Source organism: Nocardioides sp. (genome assembly GCF_035503875.1).
GTDB lineage: Bacteria > Actinomycetota > Actinomycetes > Propionibacteriales > Nocardioidaceae > Nocardioides.
Genome location: NZ_DATJTA010000014.1, coordinates 1 through 13814, shown reverse-complemented (window position 1 = coordinate 13814; position 13814 = coordinate 1). Strand labels below are relative to the sequence as shown.

Sequence of the window (13814 nt, the reverse complement as noted above, 5' to 3'; positions counted from 1 at the left end):
CAACCGCATCGCCTTCGGCATCAAAGACCCCGACGCCCTCATCAGCCTCCTCATGCTGACCCTCAGCGGCCACACCCCCGCCCTCCCAGGCCGAGCCTGACCCACACATTCAGCACAAGAGCCCGACTCGGCGATTTCGGGCTAGCTGCGGTTGGACTCCACGTTGGCCTTCGGCTTGGCGTTGGGGCCGGCCTCGTCGCCCGCCATCGAGTCGTCGGCCTCCGGGTTCCCGGCGACCCCCTGGTCGTCGGAGATGGGGGTCTCGGACGCGGCCGGGTCCATCGACGCCACCTCGGACACCTGGCCCTCGGAGTCGTCCTGCTGGTTCTCGCGGTTCTCGGTCATTCCGTCCGGTACCCGGAACCACTGACCGGACGCGGTCGTTGGAGCGAATGAACCGCGAGGAGGACCACCGCATGAAGTGCCCGACCGACGAGACCACGCTGGTGATGAGCGAGCGCAGCGGGATCGAGATCGACTACTGCCCGACCTGCCGGGGGGTGTGGCTGGACCGGGGTGAGCTGGACAAGATCATCGACCGCTCGCTCGGCCAGCAGCCTGCGGCCGCCCCGCCGCCGCAGGCCGCTCCGCCGCCGCCGTCGTACGAGCGCTACGACCGGGACGACCGGCGCTACCCGCCGCAGCAGCAGGGCTACTACAAGAAGAAGCGCAAGGAGAGCTGGCTCAGCGAGATCTTCGACTGAGCCAGCCCTCCGGGCGGTGGGTTCGGGGTCTCAGCCGTTCGGCCGAGCCTCCCGAGCGGACGTTCTCGGCCGCCGTCTGACCCTCGTCCTTGACGCGTCCGACGGACTCGGTCGCCGTGTCCTTGACCTCCTGGGCCGCGCCCGCGGCGCGGTCCTTGAGGTCCTGGCCCATCTCCTGACCGAGCGACTTCGCCTGCTCGACCAGCGGGCCTCCCTTCTCCTGGGCGGTGGCGGCCAGGGTCGAGGCGAGCTGTGCCTCCTTGGCCGTGGCCGGGATCAGGCCCGCGATGACCACGCCGGCTCCGAAGGCGACCAGGCCGGCTGCGAGCGGGCTTCCCTGCACCTGGCCCTGCACGCCGTGCGCCGCTCCCTGGGCTGCCCCCTGCAGGGTGTCGGTGGCGCCGGAGCCGGCCGAGCCCGCGCCGCTGCGTACGTCGGACGCCGTGCCCATGATCTTGTCGCGTACCCCCAGCACCCGGCTGCGGGCCGCCTCCTTGCGCCGGTCCATGATCGCGCTCGGGCTGACCCGGTCCTGCAGCGCGTCGAGGTCCGACGCCATCCGCTGCCGCGTGCCGGCGATCTCGGTGCTCAGCTCTTCTGTGCTCTCGCCCATGCTGCGTCCTCCTTCAGGGTCTGCTGCGTCTTCGGCAGCTGCGGGTTGCTCTTCTTCAGTGCGGTACGCCCGGTGGCGGCGAGCGCCCCGGCGACCACCGCCCAGACGACGGTGACGATCAGGGCCGCGGCCCACACCGGCATCGCCTCGTCCAGCGCGAAGACGACGGTCAGCGTGAGGAAGAGCAGCATCATGTGCGCCGCCAGCCCGGCGCCGCCGAGCAGTCCGGCGCCCTTGCCCGCCTTCGAGACCTCCTCCTTCATCTCGACCTTCGCGAGGTCCATCTCCTGCTTGATGAGCGTCGACAGGTCGGACGCGACGTCACTGACGATCTCGCCGAGCGACCGGTCGTCGCCGGGGCGTCCCGGCTCGGTCATCGTGGCGCTCCGTCTCCGCCGACGCCGCGCTCGCCGTACCCCGCGACGGGCGTGCTCATCGGCGGCGTGGCCGGCACCTGCGGCGGATCCGTGACGGGCCGCCCCTGGGGCACGGACGGGTCCATGCTGTACGGCGGCTCGAGCGTGGGCTCGACCGGCGACGGGGGGATGGGCGGGGCCGGGGCCGGGGTCCCCGACGTCGGACCGGTGGCCTCAGCGGCGGCGATCCCGTCGGCGGTTCCCCGGGCCAACCGGCCTACCACCACGCCCGCGGCGAGCGCGCCGAGCAGGAAGGTGCCCGGCCTGCGCCGCGCGAAGCGGCGTACGTCGTCGAGCAGCTCTCGCGGATCGCGGATCTCCAGGTGCGAGCCCAGGGTCCGCGCGTGGCCGGACACCTGCCGGGCCAGGTCGGACGCGAGTCCGGGAGCGCCCTGACCTGCCATCGAGTCGAGGTCGTCACCGAGCGTGCGCAACGTGCTGGCGAGCCGGTCCTTCTGGGTCGCGGACTGCTCGGTGACCTGGCCGAGGGCGTCGTTCATGACGCTCCTGGCCTGGGTCGTCGCCTCGGAGGCGACGCGCTGCACCTCCTCCTTGGCCGTGCCGGCGACGTGCTTGCCCTCGTCGGCCGCGGTTCCTGCCGTCTCCTGCGCCCGTTCCCGGGCGGACTGCTCGGTCGTCATCGATTCCTCCGTGGATGAGCGGATGTCGGTGTCCGGTATCCGGGACATTTCGCGCCACGCTCACCCTTCAGGGGGACCCCTGGGACCCCCAGGGTCCGGCGCGAGCACGGGCTTGGCACGCTGTCCCGGTGGAGTACGTCGAGGTCGCGCGGGCCGAGTCCGAGCGCGGGGAGCTGGTCCTGCGGGAGCGCCGCGAGGAGGGCGCGCCGGCGGTGCTGGAGCTGCGTGCCAACGGGGTGTTCGTGATGGACACCCTCGAGACGAGCACCGAGCAGGCCCTGGCCAGTGCCGCCCTGGCGTTGGTCGACGATCCCCGGGCCGTCGTGGTCGGGGGCCTCGGGCTGGGCTTCACCATGCACGAGGTGCTCGCCGACCGTCGCGTCGAGCGGTGTGCGGTCGTCGAGATCGAGGAGGTGCTGGTCGGCTGGATGCGCGACGGCACCGTCCCGCACGGGCCGGCCATGCTCGCCGACGAGCGGGCCACGGTGGTGGTCGCGGACATCGCCCTGGCGATGGCCGAGGCGCGGCCGGCGTCGTACGACCTGGTGCTGCTGGACGTCGACAACGGCCCGGGCTACCTGGTCCACGACGTCAACGCGCGGCTCTACCAGGACGAGTTCCTGCGGACGGTGCGCGCGGTGCTGCGGCCGGGCGGCGCGATCGTCGTGTGGTCGGCGGCCGAGGCACCCGACCTCGGGGAGTCGCTGACGCGCGTCTTCGGCGCGGCCGAGGCGCTGCCCCACGAGGTCCGGTTGCAGGACCGCGACGAGCACTACTGGCTCTACGTCGCGCGGGTAACGTCCAGGGCATGACTGAGTTCAGGACCGAGCACGACTCCATGGGCGAGGTCCTCGTCCCCCGTGACGCCCTGTGGCGGGCCCAGACCCAGCGGGCGGTCGAGAACTTCCCGATCAGCGGCACCCCCATCGAACCGCGCCTGATCCAGGCGCTCGGCACGGTGAAGCAGGCCGCCGCGCAGGCCAACCAGGAACTCGGCGTCCTCGGCGCGGAGCAGGCCGAGGCGATCCGGGCCGCCGCCGCAGAGGTGGCCGCCGGGGAGCACGACGCCCAGTTCCCGATCGACGTCTTCCAGACCGGCTCGGGCACCAGCTCCAACATGAACACCAACGAGGTCCTCGCGAGCCTCGCGGCCCGGGCCGGTACCGAGGTGCACCCCAACGACCACGTCAACGCCAGCCAGTCGAGCAACGACACCTTCCCGACGGCGGTCCACGTCGCCGCGACGCTCGCCGTCGTGGACGACCTGCTCCCGGCGCTCGACGTACTCGCGACGTCGCTGGAGGCCAAGGCCTCGGAGTTCGCCGGGCTCGTGAAGTCCGGTCGCACACACCTGATGGACGCGACGCCGGTGATGCTCGGCCAGGAGTTCTCGGGGTACGCCGCCACGGTGCGCTACGCCGCCGAGCGCCTGGAGTCGGTGCTCCCCCGGGTCCGCGAGCTGCCCCTCGGCGGCACCGCCGTCGGGACCGGGATCAACACCCCGGCGGGCTTCGCCGCGCGCGCCATCGAGGTGCTCAGCGAGCTGACGGGCCAGGACTTCACCGAGGCCCGCAACCACTTCGAGGCTCAGGGCACCCGCGACTCGCTGGTCGAGCTCAGCGGAGTGCTCCGGACGTACGCCGTCGGCCTGACCAAGGTCTGCAACGACCTGCGCTGGATGTCCTCCGGCCCGACGACCGGGCTGTCCGAGATCCACCTCCCCGACCTGCAGCCGGGGTCGAGCATCATGCCCGGCAAGGTGAACCCGGTCCTGCCCGAGGCGACCCTGATGGTCTGCTTCCAGGTCATCGGCAACGACGCGGCCGTGACCGCGGCCGGCGCGAGCGGCAGCTTCGAGCTCAACGTCGCGATGCCCGTCATGGCCCGCAACGTCTTGGAGTCGACCCGCCTGCTCGCGGCGGCCTCGCGCGTGCTCGCCGAGCGCTGCGTCGACGGCATCACCGCCAACCCCGAGCGGATGCGCCAGTACGCCGAGTCCTCCCCCTCCGTCGTCACGCCGCTCAACAAGCACATCGGCTACGAGGCCGCCGCCAAGGTCGCCAAGAAGGCCCTCGCCGACGGCGCCACCATCCGCGAGACCGTCCTTGCCCTCGGCTACGTCGACCGCGGCGAGCTGACCCTCGCCGAACTCGACGCCGCCCTCGACGTCGAGTCGATGACCCACCCGTGAGCGCGACCCGTCACTTTCTCGGCAGTTTTCGCGGCGTGTCGACGAAGGACTGACGGGTCGGCGGAGCGCCCGGCCGCCGACGCCGTACGCCGACCCGTCGATCTTGCCGCGACACACCGCGAAAAGCCCCGAGAAAGTGACGGGTCGGCCACGCCGGTTCACGCGGGAAGGGGTCGGGCTCCTAGCCTTTGCCGGTGAACGACCGCAGGAGCACCCACGCCAGTCCCACCGTCGCGACGGTGCTCCGCAGCCCGCGGCTGCTGCGGACCGAGGTAGTGGCGGGGCTGGTCGTCGCGCTGGCGATGATCCCGGAGGCGCTGTCCTTCTCGGTGCTGGCCGGGGTGGATCCGCGGGTCGGTCTGTTCACCAGCTTCACGATGGCCGTCAGCGCGGCGGTGCTGGGCGGGCGGCCCGCGATGGTGTCCGGCGCCGCGGGCGCGACCGCGCTGGTCATCGCGCCGCTGGTCGCCTCCCACGGCATGGAGTACCTCGTCGCCGCCGTGCTCCTCGCCGGTCTGATGCAGGTCGCGCTGGGGCTGGCGGGCCTCGGCCGGCTGATGCGGTTCATCCCCCGCTCGGTCATGGTCGGCTTCGTCAACGCGCTCTGCATCCTGATCTTCGCGGCCCAGGTCCCCTACCTCGTCGGTGACGGCGGTACGGTCTACGCCCTCGCCGTGCTGGCGATCCTGGTGCTGGTGCTGCTCCCCCGGTTCACCCGCGCGGTGCCCGCACCGCTCGTCGCGGTGGTCCTGTTGGCGGTGCTGGTCGCGGCCGGGAGCCTCGACGTACCCCTGCTGTCCGGGGAGGGCGAGCTGCCCACCAGCCTCCCCGGCCTGGTCTGGCCGGACGTCCCGCTGACCGGCGAGACGCTGGGCATCATCGCGCCGTACGCCCTCGCGATGGCGCTGGTCGGCCTGATGGAGTCGCTGATGACCGCCAAGCTCGTCGACGACCTCACCGACACGCGCTCCAGCAAGACCCGCGAGGCGCTCGGCCAGGCCGGCGCCAACCTGGTGACCGGCTTCTTCGGCGGCATGGGCGGCTGCGCGATGATCGGCCAGACGATGGTCAACGTGAAAGAGGCCGGCGCGCGCACCCGCGTCTCGGCGTTCATGACGGGCGTCTGGCTGCTGATCCTCGTCGTCGGGCTCGGCGAGACGGTGGGCCGGATCCCCATGGTGGCGCTGGCCTGCGTGATGGTCGTGGTCGCCGTGACGACCTTCGACTGGCACAGCGTGCGCCCCGCGACCCTGCGCCGGATGCCGCTCAGCGAGACCGCGGTGATGGTGGTGACGGTCGCCGTCGTCGTGGCGACCGAGAACCTCGCCATCGGCGTGATCGCCGGCGTCCTGGTCGCGACGACGCTCTTCGCCCGCCGGGTCGCCCACCTGGCCGAGGTCAACCGCGAGCTGTCACCGGACGGCCGCACCGCGACGTACCACGTCACCGGCGAGCTGTTCTTCGCCTCCAGCAACGACCTCTACACGCAGTTCGCGTACGCCGAGGACCCGCCGCGCGTGGTCATCGACCTCAGCGACTCCCACGTGTGGGACGCCTCGACCGTCGCCGCCCTCGACGCCGTCGAGACCAAGTACGCCGCCCGCGGCACCGCCCTCGAGATCGTCGGGCTCAATGCCGCCAGCGCCGCCATGCACGAGCGGTTGAGCGGCAAGCTGGGCTGACCGCAACGGGCAAGGGTCAGAACTCCCCGCGCAGTCGCTCGACCCGCTGCCCCGTGATCTCGGCGATCAGGTCGAAGTCCTTGTCGAGGTGAAGCACGCAGAGATCCATCAGCTCCGCGGGCCGGCGTTCCTGGCCGAGACCCCCATCTCCAACAGCGTGAGGCCGAAGACGTACACCAGGCCGCGGTTGATCCGGTCCAGCCAGAGCGCAGCATCGGGCGAGCGCTCGAGGCGCGCGTACGCCGACTTGTCGATGAGCCAACAGTCGCTCACGACCAGGCCTGACGGGTGACCTCCTCGTCGCCGAGATCCGCCATCGCGGCGCGGGAACGGCTCAGGTCGTCGAGCGTGGCGGCAGGGACGGTGCGATGCCGCGCGATGCGGTGCATCTCGCGGCGTAGGTAGGCGGAGCGGGACAGGCCGAGACGGGCCGCCTCGGCGTCGATGCGCTCCAGATCCTCGTCCGGCACGTCTCGAATGAGTACGTCGCTCATCGGCTCAACCTCCCACTGCTGCGCAATCGCGATGATAGCGCCGCGCCGGAGGTGGGGAGGCCGCCCGAGGTGCGGGCGACGCTAGTACCAGCCGTTGGACTGGCTGTGCCCCCAGGCGCCGCACGGAGAGCCGTACCGGTCCTGGATGTAGCCGAGGCCCCACTTGATCTGGGTCGCCGGGTTGGTCTCCCAGTCCGCGCCGGCGCTCGACATCTTCGAGCCGGGCAGCGCCTGCGGGATGCCGTACGCCGAGGAGCTCGGGTTGTCGGCGTTCCAGGTCCAGTTGGACTCGCGGGTCCACAGCGAGTCGAGGCAGCCGAACTGGTCGGAGGAGAAGCCGAACTCACCCAGCAGCGCGCGGGCGATGTCGCGGGGGTCCTTGTCCGAGAGCGACTCGGTGGCGCTCATCGCGCCGCCCTCGTCCTGCGAGAGCGCGGCGACCTTGGCCGGGTCGGACGCCTCACGGCGGTCCGAGCGCGAGATCACCTGCGTGCGCGCAGGCGCCTCGGCGGCGCCGGCGGGCTCGGCAGCGTCGGCGGGCTCGGCATCGTCGGCGTCGGACTCGGCGGCACCCGACGTCGCGGCGCCGGTGTCGGCTGCCGCGGCGGTGCCGGCACCCAGGTCGGAGACCGCCCGGTCCGCAGCCGACCCCAGGTCGGCGGCAGCCGTGGTGACGTTGACCGGCGACGTACCGAGCAGGCCCGCCGAGACGGTCGCTCCGGTCGCGGCGACCGCCAGGGTCGACATCACCAGGGTCGTGCGGATCGCCTTCTTGGGCGCCTCCACCGTCACGGGTCGACTCGGGGCACCGCGGTGCTTCGGGACGTGCTTCACGTGCTTCGACACAGAGAATTGGCTCACGGGTAGGGGGCGTGGGTCCCGGCCACCCTGCCCGACGAGCACGACGTGGGCAAACCGGACACCCGGTGGCCGGGTCATTATTTGAAACGAAACAAGGGCCGAAGCGCCTCATGAGTCACAGCAGACACACGAGGCACTTCGGCCCCTGGTTCAGGGGACCGGGCTCACAGCGTGACGTTCTCCAGCAGCTCGGTGACCAGCGCCGCGACCGGCGAGCGCTCGGACCTCGTCAGCGTCACGTGGGCGAAGAGCGGGTGTCCCTTCAGCTTGTCGATGACCGCGACGACCCCGTCGTGGCGCCCCACCCGCAGGTTGTCGCGCTGGGCGACGTCGTGGGTGAGCACCACCTTGGAGTTGGCCCCGATCCGCGAGAGCACCGTGAGCAGCACGTTGCGCTCCAGCGACTGGGCCTCGTCGACGATGACGAAGGCGTCGTGAAGGGAGCGGCCGCGGATGTGCGTCAGCGGCAGCACCTCGAGCATCCCGCGGTCCAGGATCTCGTCGATCACGTCACGCGAGGTGATCGCCCCGAGGGTGTCGAAGACGGCCTGGCCCCAGGGCGACATCTTCTCCGTCTCCGACCCGGGCAGGTAGCCCAGCTCCTGGCCGCCGACCGCGAACAGCGGGCGGAAGACGACGACCTTCTGGTGCTGACGACGCTCCATCACCGCCTCCAGGCCGGCGCACAGCGCCAGCGCGGACTTGCCCGTCCCGGCCCGCCCGCCGAGCGACACGATCCCCACCTCGGGGTCGAGGAGCATCTCCAGGGCGATCCGCTGCTCCGCGGAGCGACCGTGCAGCCCGAAGGCCTCCCGGTCGCCGCGCACCAGGTGCACCTGCTTGTCGGCGCCGACCCGGCCGAGCGCGGTCCCCCGGTCGGAGAGCAGCACCAGCCCCTGGTGGCAGGGCAGGTCGCGCGCCTCCTGCAGGTCGAGTACGCCGTCGTCGTACAGCTCGTCGAGATCGGCGGCCGCCACCTCGAGCTCGGCCATCCCGGAGTAGCCGGTGTCCGACTCGCTGATCGCCTCACCGCGGTACTCCTCGGCGTCCAGCCCGACGGCCGACGCCTTGATCCGCAGCGGCAGGTCCTTGGAGACCAGGGTGACGGCGGCGCCCTCGGCGGCGAGGTTGTTGGCCACGGCGAGGATGCGGGTGTCGTTGTCGCCCAGCCGGAAGCCCGACGGGAGGGACGCGGGGTCGGTGTGGTTGAGCTCGACCCGCAGCGTGCCGCCCTCCTCGCCCACCGGCACCGGATCGTCCAGCCGCCCGTGGATGATCCGCAGCTCGTCGAGCATCCGCAGCGCCGCTCGCGCGAAGAAGCCGAGCTCGGGGTGGTGACGCTTCCCCTCCAGCTCGGTGATCACGACGACCGGCAGCACCACCTCGTGCTCGGCGAAGCGCTTCAGCGCGCCGGGGTCGGCGAGCAGCACGCTGGTGTCCAGCACGAAGGTGCGGGCACCGGTGGCGGGAGCGGGAGCAGAACGCTGGTTCTTCTTGATCTGCGACACGGTTCACCCCTGACGGGCCGACGCGCGCACTCCTCGCTCCGGCCCTACATGCTGCAGGCGGACCGGGACGGCAACCGAAGACGGGAGTGCCCGCCTCCCATCGCGCGACGGACGAACCGTCGTGCGGTGCAGTCGTGAATGCTCACGATCGGGCCTCCCGGTATGGCGAGCTTCCCCACTCGCCGATGCTCGGAACGTACGCCGCGGCCCGGGCGAAACGCGGCAACACGCCGGAACCGCCACGTGAACGTCACCCGTCCGTCACCCGCCCTCCGGGCCGCGAGCAGGTGTCAGGAGCCGAAGCGGCGCTCGCGCAGCGCGTAGGCGCGGATGGCGCGCAGGAAGTCGACCCGGCGGAAGTCGGGCCAGTAGGCCTCGCAGAAGTAGAACTCCGACTTGGCGCTCTGCCAGAGCAGGAACCCGCCGAGGCGCTGCTCCCCCGAGGTGCGGATCACCAGGTCGGGGTCGGGCTGGCCCTTGGTGTAGAGGTGGTCGGCGATGTGCTCGACGTCGATGATGCCGGCGAGCTCCTCCAGCGACGTGCCCTTGGCGGCGTGCTCGTTGAGCAGGGACCGTACGGCGTCGGCGATCTCCCGGCGGCCGCCGTACCCGACGGCGATGTTGACGAGCATGCCGTCGACGTCGCGGGTGGCCTCCTCGGCGGCTTTGAGCCGCTCGGCCGTCTTCGCCGGCAGCAGGTCGAGCGCGCCGACCGGGTGCAGCCGCCAGCGCCGCTGGTCGGCGAGCGAGTCGACCGCCTCCTCGATGATCTCCAGCAGCGGCGCGAGCTCGGGCTCGGGGCGGTTGAGGTTGTCAGTGGACAGCAGCCACAACGTGACGACCTCGATGCCGACCTCGTCGCACCAGCCGAGCAGCGGCTCGATGTTCGCCGCACCGGCGCGGTGTCCGTGAGCCGTGTCACGGCCGACCGCCTTGGCCCAGCGCCGGTTGCCGTCGAGCATCACGCCGACGTGCTGCGGGAGGTTGTCGGGCATCCGGCGCAGCATCCGTGCCTCGTACGCCGGGTACACGACCCGCCTGACCGCACGCTTCCAGTCCGCCACCGGTCCAGGGTAGCCGCGGTGGACGTGGGGTTCGCCTCGTTCGGCGCTGGAGCGACCAACTCCCGGGTAACGTGGCGCCATGAAGGAGACGATGAGCGAGATGCGCGCGGGCATCGAGCACCTCGGGGAGTCGTTGCACGAGACCCTGGAGGAGCTGAAGCCCAAGCTGCGCGGCTGGCTGCACCTGATCATCGCCCCGCTGACCCTGGCGGGCGGCGTCGTCCTGGTCGCCCTCTCCCCCAACACGATCACGCGGGTCGGCTCGGCGGTCTTCATCGCCTCGGCCCTGATCCTGTTCACGGTGTCGGCGATCTACCACACCGGCACCTGGTCACCGCGCGTGTGGGCGTTCCTGCGCCGCTTCGACCACTCCAACATCTTCGTGCTGATCGCGGGCTCCTACACGCCGTTCAGCCTGATCCTCCTCGAAGGAACCCAACGCACCGTGCTGTTGAGCGTGGTGTGGACCGGGGCGATCCTGGGCGTCCTCTTCCGCGTCTTCTGGACCGACGCCCCCCGCTGGCTCTACACGCCCATCTACATCGCGATGGGCTGGGCGGCGGTGTTCTTCATCCCCGGCTTCCTCGACGGCGCCCGGACCCTGGGCGGCGTGGGCATCGCGGCGTTCGTGATGATCGTGGTCGGCGGCGCGCTCTACACGTTCGGCGGCGTCGTCTACGGCTTCAAGCGCCCGAACCCGTCACCGCTGTGGTTCGGCTTCCACGAGGTGTTCCACTCCTTCACGATCCTCGCGTTCGTCTCGCACTACGTCGGCGTCTCGCTGGCGACGTACGCCCACCGCTGAGCGAGGCGGCTCAGCCGGCCAGCAGCGCGGTCGCGACGACCACGGCACACCCGAGGAGGGCGTACCCGACGGCGAGCGTCGGGGACAGCACGCCGAGCAGCGCCATCAGGGCTCCGACGCCCGTGATCAGCCCGCCCGTCCACCACACCCGCCAGGTGAGGCGCGGAACGAGCCGACCCAGCTCCAGCGCCCGGACGATCCGGACGACGTCGAGGTCGTCGACCCGGACGCCGGCGGTCCCGGCGGGGTCGTCGGCGAACGCCAGGTCGGCGGCGGCCAGGGCCGCGGCGTTGGCCTCGGCAGGGGCGACGACCGCGACCCGCCGCCCGACCTCCTGCCGCTCGCGCACGACCCGCTCGCGCTTCTCCGCGTCGGTGACGACCAGCCACTGCTCGATGCCGCACTCCTGAGCGAGGTGCTCGGCATTGAGGGCGCTGTCGTCGGAGAGCAGGACCGGCTCGACACCGAGCGCGTGCAGCCGACCCACGGAGGTCGCAGCATCCGGCCGGACGTTGTCGGAGACGGTGATGTAGCCGAACGGGCGGTGGTCGACCTCGACGGCGACGGTGGTGCCGAGGCCGTGCCGCTCCTCCATCTCCAGCCAGCCGGGGGTCCCTACGCGCACCGGGTGGCGGTCGACCGACCCGCTGATGCCGCGGCCCGGAAGGGACGTCACCGACGTCAGGCGTCCGGGCGGGGCCAGGCGCGCGATGGCCCGGGCGACGGGGTGTTCGCCGGCGTGCTCGAGGGCGGCGGCGAACCAGCGCAGGCTGCGGTCGTCGCCCTCCACGAGCGGGTCGACCGAGGTCACGACCAGCTGCCCGGTGGTCACGGTGCCCCAGCGGTCGAGGAGGACCGTGTCGACCTCCCGGGCGGCCGCCAGCGCCTCGGGCGCGCGGAAGTCGATCCCGGACTGTCGCGCGCGGCGGGTCACCGACCACCGGGCCAGCGGCAGCAGGAAGGCGACCAGCACGGGCAGCAGTACGACGGCCAGCGCGGCCGCGGTCTCGGTCACTGGGTCCGCTCCTGGTACCGCTCGAAGTCGCTCTGGTCGCCCGCGATCCACAGGGAGACGCTCGCCTTGAGGACGAGGGTCAGCTGGACCACGAACTCCGGGTCGTGCAGCGACTCCCCGAAGAGCTGGTTGATCCGCCGCCAGCGGTAGCGCACCGTCTGCGGGTGCACCCCGAGCCGGGCGGCGATCGCCGGGGCGCTGTCACGGGTCTCCAGCCAGACCAGCAGCGTCTCGGACAGGATCTCGCGGGAGTTCGCGGTCTCCTCGAAGAGCGGCTGGAGCAGCTCCTGGGCCAGCTGGCGACGCATGGTGGGCTCGCCGTGCAGCCAGATCGCGGTCCGGTGCTCACGACAGTCGATGACCTGACGCGCGGGAAGGACGCCGTTCTCCATGAGCACCAGTGCCCGCTGCGTCCAGCGATAAGCCGCGGGCAGGTCGCGCGTGTCGACCTGCCAACCGACGGCGAACCGCGCCTCGGGCACCTGCGCCGTGACGATGGCGATCGCCTCCGTGGTCATGTCCTCGTGGGTCAGCAGCGCCGCCCGGCCGGGGCCGGGACGGTGGAGGACCGACGGCGGCAGGGCGCCGGCGTCGAACTGCGCGTCCTCGGGCAGCTCCACGGCGATCACCACCAGCTGCGCCGGGACCGACCAGCCGGCGACGTGGGAGTACGCCGTGATGGCCTCGGGCTTGGCGCCCCCCAGCAGTCCGTCGACCAGCCGGCGGCGGGCGAGTCCGGGATCCTGCTCGCGCGCGGCGGCACCGGCCGCGTGCCCGCGGCGGACCTGGGCGAGCAGGTGGTCGGCGTACGCGTCGAGGGCGTCGTGGAGGTCCTCCAGTGCGCTCGTGGTCACGCTGCGCGCGGCGGCCGCTACCCGGATCTCCGCCCAGCAGGCACCGGCGCCTCCGCGGATCGCGCTCTCGAGGTGGGAGAGGTCGTCGCTGACGCCGGCCTCGCGGAAGCCCATCTTGCGGAAGAGGTCGTCCACGGCCACCGGGGAGACCGGGAGGCCGACGGCGCGATCCAGGAAGTGGGCGACGGCGCTGTTCACCGCGGTGAAGATCAGCTGGTGGCGCCGCTCGCCGTGGGCGTAGCCGGGGACGGCGGTGCGGATCGCACCGGTGATCAGCTGGGCGACCCGAGGGAGTCGGCGGCGTACGTCGGGGACGACGAGTCGAGAGACGTCGGAAAGATCTGCACGCATCGCTGCGTCAGTCACCGCACCCTCCCCTGGCGGCCTCCGTCGGACGCTCGCGCACTGAGACACCGGTCACAATCTCACCCCTCGGCCTCGGTGTCCGCAACTCCGCGAAATCTCTCCCGAGTCGTCACCCGAGTTGTGACCGGGGTGACAACTGCTGCGCCCGGTTCGCCAGGACCGGAGGCAAGCGGAGCTCGATCCTCGAATGCCATCTTAGTATGGCCATCTTTGGATGAGTCTACCTTCGAGGACGGACAGCGCCGTGAAGCCGCACCTGCGACCGAACCCGTCGATCCCGGCCCTGCGCTCGGCCGTGGACGAGATGGTCAAGCGGGTGGTCGACGACATCGTGGCGGCACTGCCGCCCCATGCCGCCGCCCCGGGATCACCGCGCTATCAACGGCTGCTGAGGGCCGCGCGCGTCGCGGCGCGTCACTTCCTCGACGACGGCGCCGCACCGAGCGGTGCGAGTGAGCGGGTCGACGAGCTGTTCCGGCGCCTCGGCCGGACCCAGGCCGAACGCGACCACGACTGGACCACCCTCGACACCAGCCTCCACGTCGCCACCCGCGCCTCCTGGCACCAACTCGTCGACTTCGCCACCACCCACGACCTCAC

Annotated in this window: 17 protein-coding genes; 6 read left to right on the top strand and 11 right to left on the bottom strand. The window is 71.8% G+C overall.

Annotated features, from left to right (window positions below; translation table 11 throughout):
* Positions 1 to 141: 141 nt before the first annotated feature.
* The gene (locus VMF51_RS03925; protein WP_325473095.1) at positions 142 to 345 is read right to left on the bottom strand and encodes a hypothetical protein; all 204 of its coding nucleotides are present in this window, start codon (positions 343 to 345) and stop codon (positions 142 to 144) included.
* A gap of 71 nt (positions 346 to 416) precedes the next feature.
* Here VMF51_RS03925 and VMF51_RS03920 point away from each other — a divergent pair, with 71 nt between their 5' ends.
* Complete coding sequence (locus VMF51_RS03920; RefSeq protein WP_325473094.1) at positions 417 to 704, top strand: zf-TFIIB domain-containing protein; 288 nt, start codon at positions 417 to 419, stop codon at positions 702 to 704.
* On the opposite strand, the gene VMF51_RS03915 is transcribed toward VMF51_RS03920, so the two are convergent.
* Genes VMF51_RS03915 through VMF51_RS03905 form a run of 3 tightly spaced genes read right to left on the bottom strand, consistent with a single transcriptional unit; the run spans position 685 to position 2374 of the window.
* Complete coding sequence (locus VMF51_RS03915; RefSeq protein ID WP_325473093.1) at positions 685 to 1317, bottom strand: DUF3618 domain-containing protein; 633 nt, start codon at positions 1315 to 1317, stop codon at positions 685 to 687. The genes VMF51_RS03920 and VMF51_RS03915 overlap by 20 nt on opposite strands.
* On the bottom strand, positions 1293 to 1694 hold the full coding sequence (locus VMF51_RS03910) for a phage holin family protein (RefSeq protein ID WP_325473092.1): 402 nt from the start codon (positions 1692 to 1694) through the stop codon (positions 1293 to 1295). The genes VMF51_RS03915 and VMF51_RS03910 overlap by 25 nt, the downstream gene beginning before the upstream one ends.
* Positions 1691 to 2374, bottom strand: coding sequence for a hypothetical protein (locus VMF51_RS03905; protein WP_325473091.1), 684 nt, complete (start codon positions 2372 to 2374; stop codon positions 1691 to 1693). The genes VMF51_RS03910 and VMF51_RS03905 overlap by 4 nt, the downstream gene beginning before the upstream one ends.
* A gap of 128 nt (positions 2375 to 2502) precedes the next feature.
* On the opposite strand from VMF51_RS03905, the gene VMF51_RS03900 reads away from it, so the two are divergent.
* The 3 genes from VMF51_RS03900 (at position 2503) to VMF51_RS03890 (ending at position 6247) form a co-directional block, all read left to right on the top strand.
* A complete protein-coding gene (locus tag VMF51_RS03900) occupies positions 2503 to 3186 on the top strand; it encodes a hypothetical protein (RefSeq protein ID WP_325473090.1) in 684 nt (227 codons plus the stop codon).
* Positions 3183 to 4565 (top strand): class II fumarate hydratase, encoded by a 1383-nt coding sequence (locus VMF51_RS03895; protein ID WP_325473089.1) that lies wholly within the window; start codon positions 3183 to 3185, stop codon positions 4563 to 4565. The genes VMF51_RS03900 and VMF51_RS03895 overlap by 4 nt, the downstream gene beginning before the upstream one ends.
* A 194-nt stretch (positions 4566 to 4759) precedes the next feature.
* Positions 4760 to 6247, top strand: a complete 1488-nt coding sequence (locus VMF51_RS03890) for a SulP family inorganic anion transporter (RefSeq protein WP_325473088.1) — start codon at positions 4760 to 4762, stop codon at positions 6245 to 6247.
* A 108-nt stretch (positions 6248 to 6355) separates the two neighbouring features.
* Here the strand turns inward: VMF51_RS03890 and VMF51_RS03885 are convergent, their stop codons facing one another.
* From VMF51_RS03885 to VMF51_RS03865, 5 genes are all read right to left on the bottom strand, one after another.
* A complete protein-coding gene (locus VMF51_RS03885) occupies positions 6356 to 6520 on the bottom strand; it encodes a hypothetical protein (RefSeq protein ID WP_325473087.1) in 165 nt (54 codons plus the stop codon).
* A complete protein-coding gene (locus VMF51_RS03880) occupies positions 6517 to 6741 on the bottom strand; it encodes a ribbon-helix-helix protein, CopG family (RefSeq protein ID WP_325473086.1) in 225 nt (74 codons plus the stop codon). The genes VMF51_RS03885 and VMF51_RS03880 overlap by 4 nt, the downstream gene beginning before the upstream one ends.
* Before the next feature lie 81 nt (positions 6742 to 6822).
* A complete protein-coding gene (locus tag VMF51_RS03875; RefSeq protein WP_325473085.1) occupies positions 6823 to 7587 on the bottom strand; it encodes a lytic transglycosylase domain-containing protein in 765 nt (254 codons plus the stop codon).
* Positions 7588 to 7766: 179 nt separating this feature from the next.
* A complete protein-coding gene (locus VMF51_RS03870; protein ID WP_325473084.1) occupies positions 7767 to 9110 on the bottom strand; it encodes a PhoH family protein in 1344 nt (447 codons plus the stop codon).
* A gap of 290 nt (positions 9111 to 9400) precedes the next feature.
* Positions 9401 to 10174 carry an isoprenyl transferase gene (locus VMF51_RS03865; protein WP_325473083.1) on the bottom strand — a complete coding sequence of 258 codons (774 nt, stop codon included), beginning with the start codon at positions 10172 to 10174 and terminating at the stop codon, positions 9401 to 9403.
* A 79-nt stretch (positions 10175 to 10253) separates the two neighbouring features.
* On the opposite strand from VMF51_RS03865, the gene trhA reads away from it, so the two are divergent.
* Positions 10254 to 10979 (top strand): PAQR family membrane homeostasis protein TrhA, encoded by a 726-nt coding sequence (gene trhA / locus VMF51_RS03860; protein ID WP_325473082.1) that lies wholly within the window; start codon positions 10254 to 10256, stop codon positions 10977 to 10979.
* A gap of 10 nt (positions 10980 to 10989) precedes the next feature.
* On the opposite strand, the gene VMF51_RS03855 is transcribed toward trhA, so the two are convergent.
* Together VMF51_RS03855 and VMF51_RS03850 are read right to left on the bottom strand one after the other, a co-directional pair.
* The gene (locus tag VMF51_RS03855) at positions 10990 to 11994 is read right to left on the bottom strand and encodes an HAD family hydrolase (protein WP_325473081.1); all 1005 of its coding nucleotides are present in this window, start codon (positions 11992 to 11994) and stop codon (positions 10990 to 10992) included.
* Positions 11991 to 13214 (bottom strand): helix-turn-helix domain-containing protein, encoded by a 1224-nt coding sequence (locus VMF51_RS03850; RefSeq protein WP_325473080.1) that lies wholly within the window; start codon positions 13212 to 13214, stop codon positions 11991 to 11993. Before VMF51_RS03850 ends, VMF51_RS03855 begins: the two co-directional genes overlap by 4 nt.
* A gap of 244 nt (positions 13215 to 13458) precedes the next feature.
* Here VMF51_RS03850 and VMF51_RS03845 point away from each other — a divergent pair.
* Positions 13459 to 13814, top strand: a 356-nt coding sequence (locus VMF51_RS03845) for a hypothetical protein (RefSeq protein WP_325473079.1), incomplete at its 3' end; no start/stop codon positions are given.

Coding starts and splice junctions, on each gene's coding strand:
- VMF51_RS03925 (WP_325473095.1), bottom strand. CDS start 345: ATGACCGAGAACCGCGAGAACCAGCAGGACGACTCCGAGGGCCAGGTG.
- VMF51_RS03895 (WP_325473089.1), top strand. CDS start 3,183: ATGACTGAGTTCAGGACCGAGCACGACTCCATGGGCGAGGTCCTCGTC.
- VMF51_RS03880 (WP_325473086.1), bottom strand. CDS start 6,741: ATGAGCGACGTACTCATTCGAGACGTGCCGGACGAGGATCTGGAGCGC.
- trhA (WP_325473082.1), top strand. CDS start 10,254: ATGAAGGAGACGATGAGCGAGATGCGCGCGGGCATCGAGCACCTCGGG.
- VMF51_RS03905 (WP_325473091.1), bottom strand. CDS start 2,374: ATGACGACCGAGCAGTCCGCCCGGGAACGGGCGCAGGAGACGGCAGGA.
- VMF51_RS03910 (WP_325473092.1), bottom strand. CDS start 1,694: ATGACCGAGCCGGGACGCCCCGGCGACGACCGGTCGCTCGGCGAGATC.
- VMF51_RS03920 (WP_325473094.1), top strand. CDS start 417: ATGAAGTGCCCGACCGACGAGACCACGCTGGTGATGAGCGAGCGCAGC.
- VMF51_RS03915 (WP_325473093.1), bottom strand. CDS start 1,317: ATGGGCGAGAGCACAGAAGAGCTGAGCACCGAGATCGCCGGCACGCGG.